This is a genomic window from Acinetobacter sp. 102 (genome assembly GCF_037028485.1).
In the GTDB taxonomy this organism is placed as follows: domain Bacteria; phylum Pseudomonadota; class Gammaproteobacteria; order Pseudomonadales; family Moraxellaceae; genus Acinetobacter; species Acinetobacter higginsii.
Window position 1 is genome coordinate 81,413 of sequence record NZ_JAZEZK010000017.1, and the last position, 14,903, is coordinate 96,315.

A 14,903-nucleotide genomic window follows, 5' to 3' on the forward strand; every position below is an offset into this window, starting at 1 on the left:
CTAAGACTCCGCAACTAACCCGTATTCTTTTGCCTGTTCTAAATCGACAGTCACTAATTTTGATGTACCTGGCTCTGGCATGGTGACTCCAAGTAAATCAGTTGCCATTGTCATCGCCAATTTATTATGTGTAATGTAAATGAATTGCACTTGTTCAGAAAGCTCTTTTACCAAATTACAATACCGTTGTACATTGGCATCATCAAGTGGCGCATCAACTTCGTCCAGTACGCAGAACGGTGCAGGGTTCAATCTAAAGATTGCAAACACCAAAGCCAAAGCGGTTAAGGTCTTTTCACCACCTGAAAGCAAGGCCAAGGAACTGTTACGCTTGCCGGGTGGACGCGCCATCAGTTTGACCCCAGACTGCCAATCATCTTCAAGGCTTAGAGTCGCTTCACCACCACCAAACACCTTTGGAAATAGCAGTTGTAACTCTTGATTGACCTGATCAAAAGTCGTCATAAACAGTTTACGGGTTTCCTGATCAATGCTTTTCATCGCATCTTTGAGCTGATCAACCGTAATTTGTAGATCCTGCATCTGATGACTCAACTCATCAAAACGTTGCGACACTTCCTCATATTCCAATGAAGCCGCCAAATTGACTGCACCGATTTTCTCGAATTGCTGCTGGGCTTTTTCCAGTTTCTGCTGATGATCTTTAATTTCAATTGACAGATCAGATAAAGCTTCCGCATTAAGTTCTTTCAACTGTTCCAGATAATGTTCACGATCTGATTTCGCCGCCTGCCAAGCCAAGCGCTTTTGTTCCAGCTGCTCGCGCACCTGCTCATCTTTTTGTTGGGCTAGATGGCGTTGTTCCGTCAGTTGCTGCTGTTTCTCTTGCACTTGATTGAGTTCAAGTTGCCATTCATTCCAGGTTTTTTGCAGCTTTTCGGTTTGCTGGAATTGCTGTTGGAATTGCGATTCCAAGTTTGGTAGCTCAAGCTGAATCGGATCAACAAACTTCTTGGCCTGCTCGATTTGTTCAATGATTTGACGATATTGCGTTTTCAGGAACGAGATATCTTTCTCTAACAATTCAATTTGTTGATTGGCTTGCGAGGTTTGACGACGTAAAGCTTCACGTTGCTGCTGTTGCTGACTCAACTGCTGTTGTTGCTCATCCAACTGTTCATTCAAGTTTTCAACCTGAAATTGCAAAGTTTTATAATTCGGCAATACAGCTTCTAATTTGATTGCTAATGCATGCAGATCAATTTCTAGATCATCACGCTGCATGGCATCTTCTTCAAGCTGCGCATCAAGTTGTTTCAGTTGATCTGCCAATTGCTGTTGCTGCAACACAAAGGCCTGTGCCGTACTTTGCAGTTTGGCAATTTGCACATCCAGCTGTTGTAACTCTTTTTGCTTTTGTTTCAAACTCTGCTGTTGTTGCTGCAAAGTCTGCTGCTTCTGTTGCAACGTTTGCTGCTGTTGAGAAAACTGATGTTCCAAATCAAGCAACTGCGGTTGTTGCTGTGCCAGTTGCTGTTCAATTTCTTCTAAACGGACTCGATGACTGAGCATGCCCTGCGCAGTTTGACTGTCTTCATCATAGTGCAGCGCAATCACCCAATCGGCGCCGACATGATAACCATCAAGCGTTAAAATGGATTGTGTATGCTGGAGATCCGCTTGACGTTCCAACGCAATCGCTAAATTCTCTGCAACGGCTACATTGGCCCAGAGTGAAGATTGTGGGGCTTCGATCCAATCTGATAGATATTTTAAATCTCCCCTAACCCCTCTTTGAGAAAGAGGGAAACTCCTCCCTTTATCAAAGGGATGAGGAACGGTTGTAGTTCCGCAAGAGGGATTCTTTAACTGTCGAGCCACACCTTCCTGAAATGACTGTTCACCATCCAGTAAATGCGCTTGCAGCCACTTGGCCAAGAACTTCTCAATAATGTTTGCATGCGCTTTAGCTTGAGTGCTTAAACGTAGGCTTTGCATCAATCGAACTGCATTTTGATCATGCTTCAGACTTTGCTTTGCGACGAGCTGAGTTAAGTTCTTTTGTTCAGACAATAAAACCTGAATCTCGGTTTTCAGACTCTGCACATCAGCCTTCTGCAACTGTTGTTGATCTTGCTGGGTCTGAACATCCTGCTGTAATTGCTCAATCGCGGTTTCTAACGCAATTATTTCCTGTTGCAGTTGCTGCTGTAATTGTTCTAACTGCGCCTGTTCATCATCCTGAACCTGAGCACGAATCTGAGTGCTTTGCGTTTGCAAGGTCTGCTTTTGCTGCTCAATCCGCAGAACATTCTTACCCAACTGCTCAATTTGCGCTGCCATCTGCAACTTTTTCTGTTGTTGCTGATCGACTTGGGCTTTCAGTTGTTCAAATTGCTGTTGTGCTTGCTTGTGCTGTGCCTGAACATCAGTAAAATTTTGCTCAGCCGTTTGTGTCTGCTGCTCTAAGGCAAGCAAGCTTTCATTTTGCTCATCAAATTGAGTGCTTAAGGTTTCAACCTGTAATTCAGAGAGTTGCAGACGATCTTTGGTTTGTACTTTCTGCTGTTCAAGTTGCAGCAAGCTGGTACTGTTTTGCTGGAATAAACTCTGTTTTTGTTCCAAGGTCATTTTTAATTCAGACAGTTTTTTCTCGGCCTGTTGCCATTCATGCTGCAAGGGTGAAGACTGCTGAATTAAGCGTTGGAATAAAGCACTGGTGGCTTCAAGATCGTGTTCAATTGTTTGAGATTCTGAACGAACTAACTTAAAGTTTTCACCCAATGCCGTCATTTCAACGGTATATTCTTGTTGTAGCTTTTGACTTTGATTGGCTTGGAACGAAAGAATTTCAATTTTTAAAGTTCGAATCTGCCCTTCTAAGGTCTTATATTGAATTGCGGCTTCAGACTGGCGCTTTAAGCTTCTCAGTTGGGATTTTAGTTCAGCAGCAATATCGTCTAAACGCGCCAGATTTTGCTCAGTATGCTCTAAGTGCTGCAAGGTTTCACGACGACGCGCCTGATACCGAGACACTCCTGCCGCTTCTTCAATAAACACGCGCATTTCTTCAGGCTTGGCATCGACCAGACGGTTAATCATGCCCTGCTCAATCACCGCATAAGAGCGCGGCCCTAAACCTGTACCCAAGAAAATATCAGTGATATCACGACGACGGCAACGTGTGCCATTTAAGAAATATTCAGATTTACCTTCACGGGTGACTTGGCGACGGACAGCCAGCTCGCTATAAGCATTATAAGCACCACCTAATTTGCCATAGGTATTGTCAAAACGAAGTTCAACACTGGCAACCCCGACAGGTTTGCGTTTGGCTGTTCCGGTAAAAATGACATCCTGCATACTGCCACCGCGCAATTGACGTGCGTTGGACTCGCCCATAACCCAGCGAATTGCATCGATGACATTTGATTTACCACAACCGTTCGGCCCAACCACTGCAGTACGGTTGGCCTTAAAATGTAATGTTGTACTATCGGCGAAAGATTTAAAGCCTGAAAGTTTTAAACTGCTTAAACGCATACTGCCCTAACTAGCGGCGTGAGCGTCTAGCCCAAGCCAATTCAATCTGTTTCATACGTGTCAGAGATTCCAACACAAGGTTGCGCAAGTGTCGACAAAAATCTTCCATAAATAAAGCAGCTTGTTGTGATTTTCGGATCAAAATAGCATCAATCACTAACTTAAACAGGGTAAACGATTCTTGTAGCTCTCGACGTGAAGTATTTAAGGTCAAAAAATAGCTACGGCGTAACGATGGCAGTAGTTCTTTATAGAATTGCATCAAATAGGGATTCGCCACCATTTCATGCTGGTCTGCCAGATATTTAAAGATTGCATCGTAAAATTTTTCGATATCGCCCGCACGAACAAACTCGACCAGTTGATCCAATAACGCTTGCAGTTGCTCCGCCTCATTGACTCGCCAGGTTTCGCTAATCCGCTGCACAATATGCCCGAGTACCATCACATTGGTATCAAATAGAGCTTTGACCTGTTGCGCTGACATTTCAGAGACGATCGCGCCACGACGTGGAAAAATTTCAATTAAATAAGTCCGCTCCAGTAACAACAGTGCTTCGCGAACCGAGCCTCGACTGACATCTAATTCTTTGGCAATGCGCAACTCTTGAATGCGTTCGCCTTCAACCAGCTCACCACTAATAATTTGTTCACTAATATACTTTGCAATCTGTTCAGAAAGACTATCAGCCTCTTCGAGATTCATGAGCCCCTCGCTATCTTTGTTATACGCATTGATTCAATGCTGTTTGCGCTTTTTTGTTTTAACTGATCTCGCCCCATAAATTCTATATCATTGTCTGACAATTTTATTGCTTTTTAAGCCAATTGCGCTAAAAAATCGCAATATAATTCTCAATATGTACTAAACACTCAGTTTTTCTATATTGAATATCAAATATTTATGCTTGCGCCTGATATTTAACCACACATCTGAAAAGACATTCTCTTATCGCTTTTTAATTGATACATGTCACAAAAAATAATATTTTCATTAATGGTATCGCATTTTAAATCTCCTACTGAATTGCTCAGTACATACATAGATGAGTCATAACATGGGTGTTCATCAAGCCGTCAATATTGCCATTTTTGGACTCAGTCTCAGAGCCTTGAATGAGTTAAAACAACAAGTTCAAACGGCTGTGCCGCAGCATGTCCAAATCAATTGGAGCAATATTGCCGAGCCACAACTTGATATTCTCATGATTCACCAAGTATTTTTTGACTCACCCAATATCAAGAGCCTACTGCAAAACAATAAAATCAATGTGCTGAAAATTGCCAATGATGCTGATAAAAATAGCGCCATCGAAGATGACACCCTATTTCTGCCCTTGAACCATCTTCATTCCTTGCATCACTGGCTGAGCCTTCATCTGGATGAACGCTTAAATCAAGCATCAGAAAATATCGAAACTGAAGATGTGCCAATCTTTCATCGCAAACAAATTAAAGACGTGTTGCAAGAAATTCAAAATCCTAAGAATGGCAAGATTCAGCTGTTTGATAACCAAGGACTACTCGCCATTGCCGACCCACGCAATCAATGGCTGTGGCAACATCCTGAATTTCATTCCTTTCAAACCGACCCAAGCCTGAACTATACCTATGCCACACAGAATAATTTGCATTGGATTGCAGATGCAGCTCAGCAAGACTTACAACAATGGCTTTGGCATTTACTTTGGACCTCTATGGATTTTGAGGAACTCTGTCCAACCTTTGCCTCAAGTTTTTATCTGCAATTCTGGCCACAACCCAAAAACAAACATGATCGCCAAGATATCTTGCGGATGGCAGCCTGTTTTGCACAAGGTGCACAGATCAGCATAGTTGCCCAACAACTTAACCTCCCCGAACAGAAAGTCAGACACTTTGTTGCAGCATGCTTGGGTGCACAGTGTGGAACGCTAATTAAAGATCAACAGGCAAAATATCGCCCGCAAACTCAGCAAAGTGAAACAGAACAGCATTTTATGAAAAAACTATTTGGTCGCTTACGCCATCGTTTAGGCTTTTAATCGAGGATACTTCTATGATTCTACATCAATATAAAATTGTCTTCGGTGGCACCATGGGTTCAGGTAAATCCACGGCGATCAAAGCGTTGTCTGAAATTGAGGTACTCAGTACCGAAGCATTGAACACCGATACCGAGTCCCATGACAAATTACTGACCACTGTTGGCATTGATTATGGTGAGCTAACGTTGGACGATGGTGTTAAGGTTGGTTTATATGGTACGCCTGGGCAAGACCGCTTTGATTTTATTTGGGCAGTGATCTGTAAGGGCGCAATCGGAACAATCGTCATGATTGACCATGCTGCTGAAAATCCTTTACTGGATTTAGAGCAATATCTTCAAGCATTTCAGCCCTTTGGTCATAATATTGTGATTGCAATTACCCATATTGACCGTATGCCAGAACGCACCTTATCCATGTATCGTGATTGGCTGGCAGCCAGAGAACTGAATTATCCGCTATTCTTTATCGATGCACGCCAGCAAGATGATGTACTTCTTCTGGTCGAAACCTTGATTGCCACCATTGAAGTACATTATGGCCTTACTCAATAAAAAAATTAGATCAGATCAGGCCTTTATAAATAAAATAGCTGCCAACCACCACCAATAGACCTGCAAAACATTTTTTCAGCATGGCTGGCGACAAACGATGTGCAACTTTGGCGCCAAATTTTGCGGTGATAAAACTCATCACACTAATACCCAAGAAAGCATAGATATGCACATAACCAATCGTGTTCGGCACTTCAATCTGCTCTTTGGCACCAAACCACATAAAGCCAATTGCTCCCGCAACTGCGATGGGTAAGCCACAGGCTGCGGAGGTCGCCACTGCCTTTTGCATCACCACACCATGTCGATTGAGATAAGGTACGGTGAGGCTACCCCCACCAATGCCAAAAATCGCGGATGCCACCCCAATGCCACCACCCGCGGCAAGTTGTAAAGGCGCTGACGGTAAATGACGATTTGGATCAACCACTGCATTTGCACCTCTAAACATCTTGTAAGCCATCCAGACGGCGAAGACACCAATCACCAACTGTAAATGCTGTCCTGACATCAGATCAGCCACACCCGCCCCCAGAAACGAACCGAGCACCAAGCCTGGTGCTAAATTGCGGAACACAGGCCATAACACTGCCCCTTTTTTATGATGTGCCATCACCGAACTGATCGAGGTCACAATAATGGTTGCCAATGAAGTTCCAACTGCAATATGCATAATCACATTCGGGTCATAATTCATTTGGGTAAAGACAATATATAAAATTGGCACAATAATTAAGCCACCACCCACACCGAATAGCCCCGCAGCAAATCCAGCAATTGCGCCAATCAGCAAATATATGATTAACTCCATAAACACATGACCACTCTACTTGTAAAAATGATGGATGATTTCGCAACCCGCCAGCTTCAGCAATTATTGAACGCAAAAAATCAATATCCAGAAGTGGTGCTACTCAAAACAACCACAACCTCGACCAATGATGATATGCGTGAAATTGCGCAAAAAGGCATAACGACAGGATTGGTCTGCAGTGCACTACAAACACAAGGTCGAGGTCAACACCAACGACAATGGGCCTCTCCTGAAGGCAATATTTATTTAAGCACACTGATTCAAAGCAAAACTGCACTGGATGGTCGCCTTGCCCTTGAAGTTGCTCTGAATATTTTACAGATGCCAAGCTTGCATGGCTTAACATTACAAGTCAAATGGCCAAATGATTTATATAGCCCACAAGGAAAATGGGGCGGAATTCTGGTTGAACCGCTTTCCCCTCATCAAGCAATTGTCGGTGTCGGCATTAACCTAAACACGCCCCCTGTGGAAAATGCAGATCAACCGATTAGCTCTTTGGAGATGCTCGGTTTAGCCAACATTGATCGTTTAACCCTGATTGCTGAACTGTATACCGCAATCCAGCAGGCAGCACAGTGGTTTGAACACGGTAGTTATAATTTAGCTGAACGTTTTAATCATCATGCGATTTGGCTGAATCAACAAGTTGAATTTGAATATACCCAAGGTAAAGTTCAGGGACTTTTTCAAGGAATTTCCAATGATGGTGCGGTACTGATCAAAACGGATCAAACCCAACAATTCTATCAAGGTCGTTTACGTCTCGCTTCGATTTGAGGAAATGATTATTCTATGAAAAGTTTATGGCTGGATATCGGCAATACCCGCTTAAAATATTGGATCACTGCACATGATCAAGTCATTGAACATGCGGCCGAATTACACCTGCAATCCCCTGCAGATTTATTGCTCGGCTTGATTCAGCACTTCCGCCATCAAAATTTAAGTCGTGTCGGGATTTCTTCGGTTCTGGATTCGGAAAATAACCAACGTATTCACATAATTCTAGATATTTTGGATATTCCGATTATTTTTGCCAAAGTCCATGCTGAATATGCAGGTTTAAAGTGTGGCTATGATGTTCCAAGTCAACTGGGGATTGACCGCTGGTTACAAGTCTTGGCCATGGCAAAGCCAGATGCAAACTTTTGTGTGATTGGCTGTGGCACTGCCCTGACCATTGATCTAGTCGAAGGATTGCAACATCTGGGTGGTTATATTCTACCCAACTTGTATCTGCAACGAGACTCGCTGATTCAAAATACCAAAGGCATTAAGATTCCTGACTCTGCCTTTGATAATTTAAAACCTGGACATAATACGGTGGATGCGGTGCATCATGGTATTTTGCTGGGCTTGATCAGTACCATTGATCAAATTATGCAGCAATCCCCTAAAAAGCTGATTTTGACTGGCGGTGATGCTACTTTATTCGCCAAGTTCCTCAGCCATTATCAGCCCCAAGTTGAATCCGATTTATTGCTCAAGGGCTTACGTCACTATGTTCAACTAAACTCAGCTTTGAGCAAAGTTTGAAGTACCTGTAGTAATTGTGGAAACTCACTAAAACCATCTTCTGCCCGAAAATGCCCAGCTTGAGCCACCTCAATCAGTTGGGCATTGAGTAAATTAGAAAATTTAAAAGTCAGTGGTACAGGCACAATGGGATCATTACTGGAAAAGAAAACCAAACGTCTTTGAATATTGGCACGCAATACACCACTCTCAAAAGTTGAATGTTCAATAAAGGTATTGAACTCAGAATCTCGTGAAATCGGATCATTAAAAGCTGCGATAAACACCCCTGCTTTCAAGGTAGTTTGCTTCAGTTTCTTTGCTAGAAATCGAGCTACCGCAACACAGGACAAACCATGTGCCACCACAATACTCTGCTCATTTAGCGCTTTTAACTGTGCATCCAAACAGGTTTGCCAAATCTCCGCTTCAGGGTGACTCGCATCAGCCAGAAAAATCCGCTCAACCGCAACTGCTTCACTTTTCAATTGCTGTTCTAGCCAGTGATACCAATGTTGTTCTGGATCTGCATGCTCACAATGTATAATAAACACCTTATTTTTTGAATTATGTGACATATTCAACACTACTTTTCAATGTAAAACATAGACTTATTTTTAATTTTCTTCCTTTTAAAGCAGCTTGAATGTTGATGTTTTGTATTAAATTTATACAGCACGCTCGCATTAAAAAAGGCGCATCAAGCGCCTTTTTAGGATGTATAGAGCTTACTTTTTCTGGTCATTACTGCCAAACAAAGGCCCCATATTACCGCCACCACCACCAAATTGTTTTTGCATATTGCCTAATGATTTCAGCATTTTGCTCATACCCGATGGATTGGCAAATTTCTTCATCATCTTCGCCATTTGCGCTTGTTGCTTGATCAACTTATTGACCTCAGCCACATCCATACCACAACCGGCTGCAATACGTTTTTTACGGCTTGGATTCATCAAATCAGGATTACGACGCTCTTTGATCGTCATCGACTGAATGATGGCTTCCATACGCTTAACTTGTTTTTCAGGGTTGGCTTTTTCAATCGCATCCTGAATACCCGCATTGCTCATACCAGGCAACTTGTCCAAGAAGCCCATCATGCCGCCCATTTTGCTCATTTGCTCAAATTGCATCAGCATATCTTCAAAGTTGAAGGTTCCGCCTTTCTGCAATTTCTTCGCCATTTTTTCGGCTTTTTCTTTGTCGATTTTGCGTTCAACTTCTTCGACCAAAGAAAGGACGTCACCCATGCCCAAGATACGTTGTGCAACACGATCTGGATGGAATGGCTCAAGTGCATCTAGCTTTTCACCAATCCCTAAGAATTTAATTGGCTTGCCTGTGATGGCACGAACAGAAAGTGCCGCACCACCGCGTGCATCACCATCCGTTTTAGTCAGGATCACACCAGTTAAAGCTAAAGCATCATTAAAGGCTTTCGCTGTATTGGCCGCATCCTGACCTGTCATCGCATCGACAACAAATAAGGTCTCAGTTGGTTTAACCGCAGCATGTAATTCTTTGATCTCGTCCATCATGTCTTCATCGACATGCAGACGGCCTGCAGTATCGACAATCAAAACATCAGCGAATTGGATTTTCGCTTGTTCAATGGCACGATTCACAATATCAATTGGCTTTTCAGTTGCTTCTGAAGCAATAAAACCCACACCAACTTCATTGGATACAGTTTCTAACTGCTTGATCGCTGCTGGACGATACACGTCAGCAGAAACAGTCATGACTTTTTTCTTTTGGCGTTCTTTTAGGAAGCGCGCTAATTTTGCAGCCGTTGTGGTTTTACCCGCACCTTGCAAACCTGCAAGCAGAACAACAACAGGTGGTTTTGCACTTAAATCTAGTGTTTCATTGGCCTCACCCATCATCTTGGTGAGTTCATCATAGACAATCTTTACAAATGCCTGACCAGGGGAAAGCTGAGTCATCACCTCTTGACCGAGCGCTTCTTCCTTAACCTTCGCGATAAATTCACGAGTTACAGGTAACGCCACATCGGCTTCAAGAAGTGCCATACGTACTTCACGTAAGGTATCTTTAATATTGTCTTCGGTCAGCTGCCCTGAGCCAGTAACATTTCTTAAACTCTGTGTGAGTCGTTCTGTTAAGGTATCAAACATTGCGAAATCCGCTTAAAATGGCTAGTTGCAAAAAAATCTTTCTTAAAATAGAAAATTTATGCGTAAGATGCTATAGGATACTGTAGTTCGAAGCGAATTTATATCTTATATGGTGAATATTATTCATCCTCCTGCAAAAGGTTTGACATGATCAGTCTCCCCTTGGTTTACACAATTTTGGCACTCATCGCCTATACCAGTTCATTTTGGTATTTGTTTATTCGATTGATGTCAAAACGTAGTCCAAATCTTTGGTGTTATGGTCTTATGGTTGGACTAGGGTTAGTACTGCATAGTACTGTGCTCTACCAAGACATGATGACACCGATTGGGGTGAATTATGATGTCTTTAACCTGATGTCATTTACTTCAGGACTGATGTTAGCGCTGAGTTTGATTTTGAGCCTGATCCGCCCAATTCTGCCACTCAACCTGATCGGTACACCTGTTGCCGCTTTTGGTTTAATCTTAGGTTTTGCCTTTAGCCAACCGAATCAAATTATTGAACAACATAGCTTAGGCTTAGATTTACATATTATTCTGTCATTATCGGCCTATGCAGTTTTGCTCATGGCAACCATTCATGCTGTGTTGCTCTGGTTCCAAGATCGGGAACTAAAAAAGAAGCAAAAACGACGGATTTGGGTGAACTTACTGCCGCCATTTCAAGTGATGGAGTCCCTGTTATTTGACTTGATTATCACAGGTTTTGGTCTACTGACAGCAGCCTTGTTATTTGGTTTCTTCACCATTGATAATTTCTTTGCTCAGCATCTGGCACATAAAACCGCCTTTAGTATTATTTCATGGTTCTTATACGGCGCCTTGCTCATCGGGCATTACAAATTTGGCTGGCGTGGCCGTAAAGCCATTCGTTTTACCATTACTGGTTTTGTCCTGCTCGCCATTGGTTTTATGGGCAGTAAATTTGTTTTAGAAATGATTTTAGGACGCTAGTTCTTACATTTTAATAAAAACTAGACAGCCTATCTGAAAATGCGTATAACGCTGTTTTCGCTTATCTAGGTAAAAAATCGTGAAACTTGTACTCGCTCCAATGGAAGGTCTGACTGATCCGATCATGCGTGACGTGCTCACTCATGTTGGCAGTTTTGATTGGTGCGTGACTGAGTTTATCCGTATTACCGATAGCATCCTGCCAGATCATATCTACGATAGTTTTTGCCCTGAATTAAAAAATGGAGGCAAAACTGCAGCAGGTACACCTGTACATGTACAGTTTCTTGGTAACAACCCCGATATGCTCGCTGCCAATGCCGCCAAAGTCGTGGAACTGGGCGCACCCGCTATTGATCTGAATTTTGGTTGTCCAGCCAAAACAGTGAATCGCCATCGTGGTGGTTCTGTTCTACTGGATGAGCCTGAAACCGTACATCAATTGGTCAAAGCTGTTCGTGATGCAGTGCCTGGACACATTCCTGTTTCAGCCAAAATGCGTTTGGGCTATCTGGATGAAAATCATACTTTGGATAATGCACATGCGATTGAAGATGCAGGTGCAAGTTGGCTCACGGTTCATGCACGGACTAAGGCTGATGGCTATACCCCACCAGCCTACTGGGAAAAAATTCAGCCCATTACAGAAGCATTAAACATCAATGTGATTGCCAACGGCGAGATCTGGAACAATGCTGATGCGAAAGCCTGTTTAGCGCAATCACATTGCCAAGATCTCATGATCGGACGTGGTGCTGTGACGACCCCTGATTTAACCTTGTGTGTACGTCAAGATATGGATCAAGCATTGCTGTCTTGGCCAGATTTGGTGGAATTACAACTTCGCTTCTTAAGTGGTCAATATAAGACTGAAATTGGCATGGTAGGACGCTACAAGCAGTGGCTAGGGATGATGACCAAAGCCTATCCTGAAGCACAAGCCCTGTGGGGGCAAGTGAAAAAAATCAAGCAATTAGACGAGATTATCCAATTTTTAAAACAAAGCTAAAGTTAGAGTTATCCCTATGTAATAAAAAAGCGGCCTAAGCCGCTTTAAAATTTATTTTATGATCTAAGCGATGTAACTACATCCCGCTCACTTTCATTTGTAGATTTGTTACAGAGGCACCTGTTACACCAATATTACCAATAGAAGCATTGGGTAAATTATTAAAAGTACCTGCTTGTTGAGCACCACTTGTACCTAACAGAACATTATTTAACTGTAAATCGAACTTATTACTTGTTCCTGTATTTCCAAAAATCACGCCACCTTTATCCGTTGTCCCTGTTGGACCATAAATTCCAGCATAGAATCCTTTTAAACCAAAAGGATTACCATTATTTCCAGTCAATTTAAAGTTAAAACTCGCCCCAACAGGCGCCGTAGTCGAATTTCCAGACGTTGCATAGTCCGAGACTAGCATAATATTACAGCCAGTACCTGTGCCACAAATTGACTCGATTGCGCCATCAAACATCACCATATGGCCTTGTGGAGCCGCACCCATTTGAATATTTATACTTGGCTTATTCGATGCAAAAACAATATCAATGCCGCCAACACGAAGTAATTCTTTTACATCACTTTTAAGTAGTGTACCTGAACTAAAAATAGAATTGCGCGTATAGGTACTTCCACTCGAATTAGAAAGCGAACCTGATCCAACGGTATAAATAGAAAAGGGAGAAATTCGAATCCCTGTTACATTGTTATTCAAACCCAATGCAATATTGGCAAAAGCGCCACCTGTGGCAGCGGTTCCTGCATCAGTATCAACAAGTGCCTTAAAGCCTAATGTCGTTTCAGTGGTACCATTTAAAGCAGTTACCTTAACAGGCATTGCTGTCGCTTGTCCCGCCACACCTGCAATGACCAAACCTGCTCGATTGGTATAAGATGGTGAAGTATAACCGCCATATGATAAGCCATCATTATCAATGATCGCCAACTGATTGAATTGAACATTCGCCTGAACACCAATGGTTAAGCCATTCTGTCCAGTCATGGCAGAAAGACTTTGGTCATCCATCGGTTGCATTGCCATAGTCAATGGACTTAATAACAATAACGACAAACATCCTAATTTTTTGTTTTTATTCATTGTCCTCATCCATAGACAAATGTTTAAAATATATACAAAACTTAGTCTAACATAAATTCTATAAATCACAATATTAAATCATGCTAACTTAACTTTTGCTTCATCTTATGTAAATGTTGGGCTAATTTTCTCTTTTGATCTATAGATAAAGCATACAACTCAGCTGCCGTTGATTCAGGTTTTATAACTCCTGTTCCAACTCCAACAGCAAACCAATTTGGTACACCAAACATAAGTGTTCCACTTAAACTATATTCAGCAAAATCTATCAATCGAGGTGTTCGATGTTTCCAACACTCTTTTAATTCTTTATATTCAGGTGAGATTGGCACATTTTTCATCTCTTTCCAAAAAGGTGTATCCTCTCTTGGGGTATCATAATGCATACGAATGAAATCCCCAATCCCACGCCAATATTGTCCATTCTGCTTATTAAAATAATTTATATTTTGTTCAGAAATAACCCCATGATTGTGTAGGATAAAGTTTGATAATGTTTCTAACTGTGTGACCATTTGTCCAATAGAGGTCGCCTCTAGAGGCTCTACAAAACCAGAAGCTAGGCCAAGAGCCACAACATTTTTGACCCATACCTTTTGAAAATATCCTGCCTCAAATTTAATTACACGTATTGGATCAATTTTTTCCCCTAGCCATTTTTCAACTTCATCATGAGCTTGATCATCTGACAAAAATTGGTCATTAAATACATAGCCAGCTCCTATTCTTTCCTGTAATGGAATTTGCCAAACCCAGCCAGAACTTAAAGCAGTTGCTCGTGTTACTAACTCTATTTCTTTTTTATGTGATAAATGAAAAGGCAGTGCTCTATTCATAATTAATGTATCTGCAAAGGATATCCAATCAGTCTTAAACTTCCCCCCAATTAAAAGTCTAGAAAATCCTGAAGCATCTATTACAAAATCGCAATCAATTTTTCTATTTTGACACTGAATTGAAGTTACAGAACCCTTTTCAGCATCTAAACAAAAATCCTCTACCTTATCTTCAACATGAATAATACTTCTTTGTAATGCAATTTCTTTAAGATATTGCCCAACTTTAAAAGTATCAAAATGTAAAGAAGCTGTGAAATTATGATTCCCCGAAATTAATAAATCAATGACTTTGTTAAAAGGTACTTTATTCTCACATAATTCCAATGCTTCCATATAGCTATTAATATTTAAGCCATTATTTAACAATAGAGATAAAAAGGGATAATATCTATTTTCATCCCACATTTCTGGTGTATCGATATTTGGAAAAAGATGGTAATAGTA

Annotated in this window: 13 protein-coding genes; 6 read left to right on the forward strand and 7 right to left on the reverse strand. The window is 41.7% G+C overall.

What is annotated here, in order from left to right; translation table 11 throughout:
* Nucleotides 1–3,504: a chromosome segregation protein SMC gene (gene smc / locus WA352_RS16430; RefSeq protein WP_033134406.1), complete on the reverse strand. Its 3,504-nt coding sequence runs from the start codon at nt 3,502–3,504 to the stop codon at nt 1–3.
* 10 nt (nt 3,505–3,514) lie between these two features.
* Entirely contained in the window at nt 3,515–4,210 is a 696-nt protein-coding gene (locus WA352_RS16435; RefSeq protein ID WP_004804879.1) for a GntR family transcriptional regulator, read from the reverse strand.
* 352 nt (nt 4,211–4,562) lie between these two features.
* Here WA352_RS16435 and WA352_RS16440 point away from each other — a divergent pair, with 352 nt between their 5' ends.
* A complete protein-coding gene (locus WA352_RS16440) occupies nt 4,563–5,528 on the forward strand; it encodes a hypothetical protein (RefSeq protein ID WP_033134405.1) in 966 nt (321 codons plus the stop codon).
* 14 nt (nt 5,529–5,542) lie between these two features.
* Nucleotides 5,543–6,085, forward strand: coding sequence for a GTP-binding protein (locus WA352_RS16445; RefSeq protein WP_033134404.1), 543 nt, complete (start codon nt 5,543–5,545; stop codon nt 6,083–6,085).
* Between the two features lie 10 nt (nt 6,086–6,095).
* Here the strand turns inward: WA352_RS16445 and WA352_RS16450 are convergent, their stop codons facing one another.
* The gene (locus WA352_RS16450; protein ID WP_004804875.1) at nt 6,096–6,896 is read right to left on the reverse strand and encodes a sulfite exporter TauE/SafE family protein; all 801 of its coding nucleotides are present in this window, start codon (nt 6,894–6,896) and stop codon (nt 6,096–6,098) included.
* Between the two features lie 6 nt (nt 6,897–6,902).
* On the opposite strand from WA352_RS16450, the gene WA352_RS16455 reads away from it, so the two are divergent.
* A complete protein-coding gene (locus WA352_RS16455) occupies nt 6,903–7,679 on the forward strand; it encodes a biotin--[acetyl-CoA-carboxylase] ligase (RefSeq protein WP_033134403.1) in 777 nt (258 codons plus the stop codon).
* 15 nt (nt 7,680–7,694) lie between these two features.
* Nucleotides 7,695–8,438, forward strand: a complete 744-nt coding sequence (locus tag WA352_RS16460) for a pantothenate kinase (protein WP_033134402.1) — start codon at nt 7,695–7,697, stop codon at nt 8,436–8,438.
* On the opposite strand, the gene WA352_RS16465 is transcribed toward WA352_RS16460, so the two are convergent.
* Both WA352_RS16465 and ffh read right to left on the reverse strand, forming a co-directional pair.
* On the reverse strand, nt 8,408–8,995 hold the full coding sequence (locus WA352_RS16465) for an RBBP9/YdeN family alpha/beta hydrolase (RefSeq protein WP_033134401.1): 588 nt from the start codon (nt 8,993–8,995) through the stop codon (nt 8,408–8,410). The genes WA352_RS16460 and WA352_RS16465 overlap by 31 nt on opposite strands.
* A gap of 150 nt (nt 8,996–9,145) precedes the next feature.
* Nucleotides 9,146–10,558: a signal recognition particle protein gene (ffh, locus tag WA352_RS16470; RefSeq protein ID WP_005205566.1), complete on the reverse strand. Its 1,413-nt coding sequence runs from the start codon at nt 10,556–10,558 to the stop codon at nt 9,146–9,148.
* A 147-nt stretch (nt 10,559–10,705) separates the two neighbouring features.
* Here ffh and WA352_RS16475 point away from each other — a divergent pair, with 147 nt between their 5' ends.
* A complete protein-coding gene (locus WA352_RS16475) occupies nt 10,706–11,515 on the forward strand; it encodes a cytochrome C assembly family protein (protein WP_005205568.1) in 810 nt (269 codons plus the stop codon).
* Nucleotides 11,516–11,594: 79 nt separating this feature from the next.
* The gene (locus WA352_RS16480) at nt 11,595–12,524 is read left to right on the forward strand and encodes a tRNA dihydrouridine synthase (protein WP_033134400.1); all 930 of its coding nucleotides are present in this window, start codon (nt 11,595–11,597) and stop codon (nt 12,522–12,524) included.
* Between the two features lie 76 nt (nt 12,525–12,600).
* Here WA352_RS16480 and WA352_RS16485 read toward each other — a convergent pair whose 3' ends face one another.
* Both WA352_RS16485 and WA352_RS16490 read right to left on the reverse strand, forming a co-directional pair.
* Complete coding sequence (locus WA352_RS16485) at nt 12,601–13,620, reverse strand: DUF6160 family protein (protein ID WP_033134399.1); 1,020 nt, start codon at nt 13,618–13,620, stop codon at nt 12,601–12,603.
* 83 nt (nt 13,621–13,703) lie between these two features.
* The coding region (locus WA352_RS16490; RefSeq protein WP_336143292.1) for a tryptophan 7-halogenase at nt 13,704–14,903 on the reverse strand (1,200 nt) is incomplete at its 5' end.

Bases quoted from the DNA above. Each gene is read 5' to 3' on its own strand.
- smc (WP_033134406.1), bottom strand. From the start codon at position 3,504: ATGCGTTTAAGCAGTTTAAAACTTTCAGGCTTTAAATCTTTCGCCGAT.
- WA352_RS16435 (WP_004804879.1), bottom strand. From the start codon at position 4,210: ATGAATCTCGAAGAGGCTGATAGTCTTTCTGAACAGATTGCAAAGTAT.
- WA352_RS16440 (WP_033134405.1), top strand. From the start codon at position 4,563: ATGGGTGTTCATCAAGCCGTCAATATTGCCATTTTTGGACTCAGTCTC.
- WA352_RS16445 (WP_033134404.1), top strand. From the start codon at position 5,543: ATGATTCTACATCAATATAAAATTGTCTTCGGTGGCACCATGGGTTCA.
- WA352_RS16450 (WP_004804875.1), bottom strand. From the start codon at position 6,896: ATGGAGTTAATCATATATTTGCTGATTGGCGCAATTGCTGGATTTGCT.
- WA352_RS16455 (WP_033134403.1), top strand. From the start codon at position 6,903: ATGACCACTCTACTTGTAAAAATGATGGATGATTTCGCAACCCGCCAG.
- WA352_RS16460 (WP_033134402.1), top strand. From the start codon at position 7,695: ATGAAAAGTTTATGGCTGGATATCGGCAATACCCGCTTAAAATATTGG.
- WA352_RS16465 (WP_033134401.1), bottom strand. From the start codon at position 8,995: ATGTCACATAATTCAAAAAATAAGGTGTTTATTATACATTGTGAGCAT.
- ffh (WP_005205566.1), bottom strand. From the start codon at position 10,558: ATGTTTGATACCTTAACAGAACGACTCACACAGAGTTTAAGAAATGTT.
- WA352_RS16475 (WP_005205568.1), top strand. From the start codon at position 10,706: ATGATCAGTCTCCCCTTGGTTTACACAATTTTGGCACTCATCGCCTAT.
- WA352_RS16485 (WP_033134399.1), bottom strand. From the start codon at position 13,620: ATGAATAAAAACAAAAAATTAGGATGTTTGTCGTTATTGTTATTAAGT.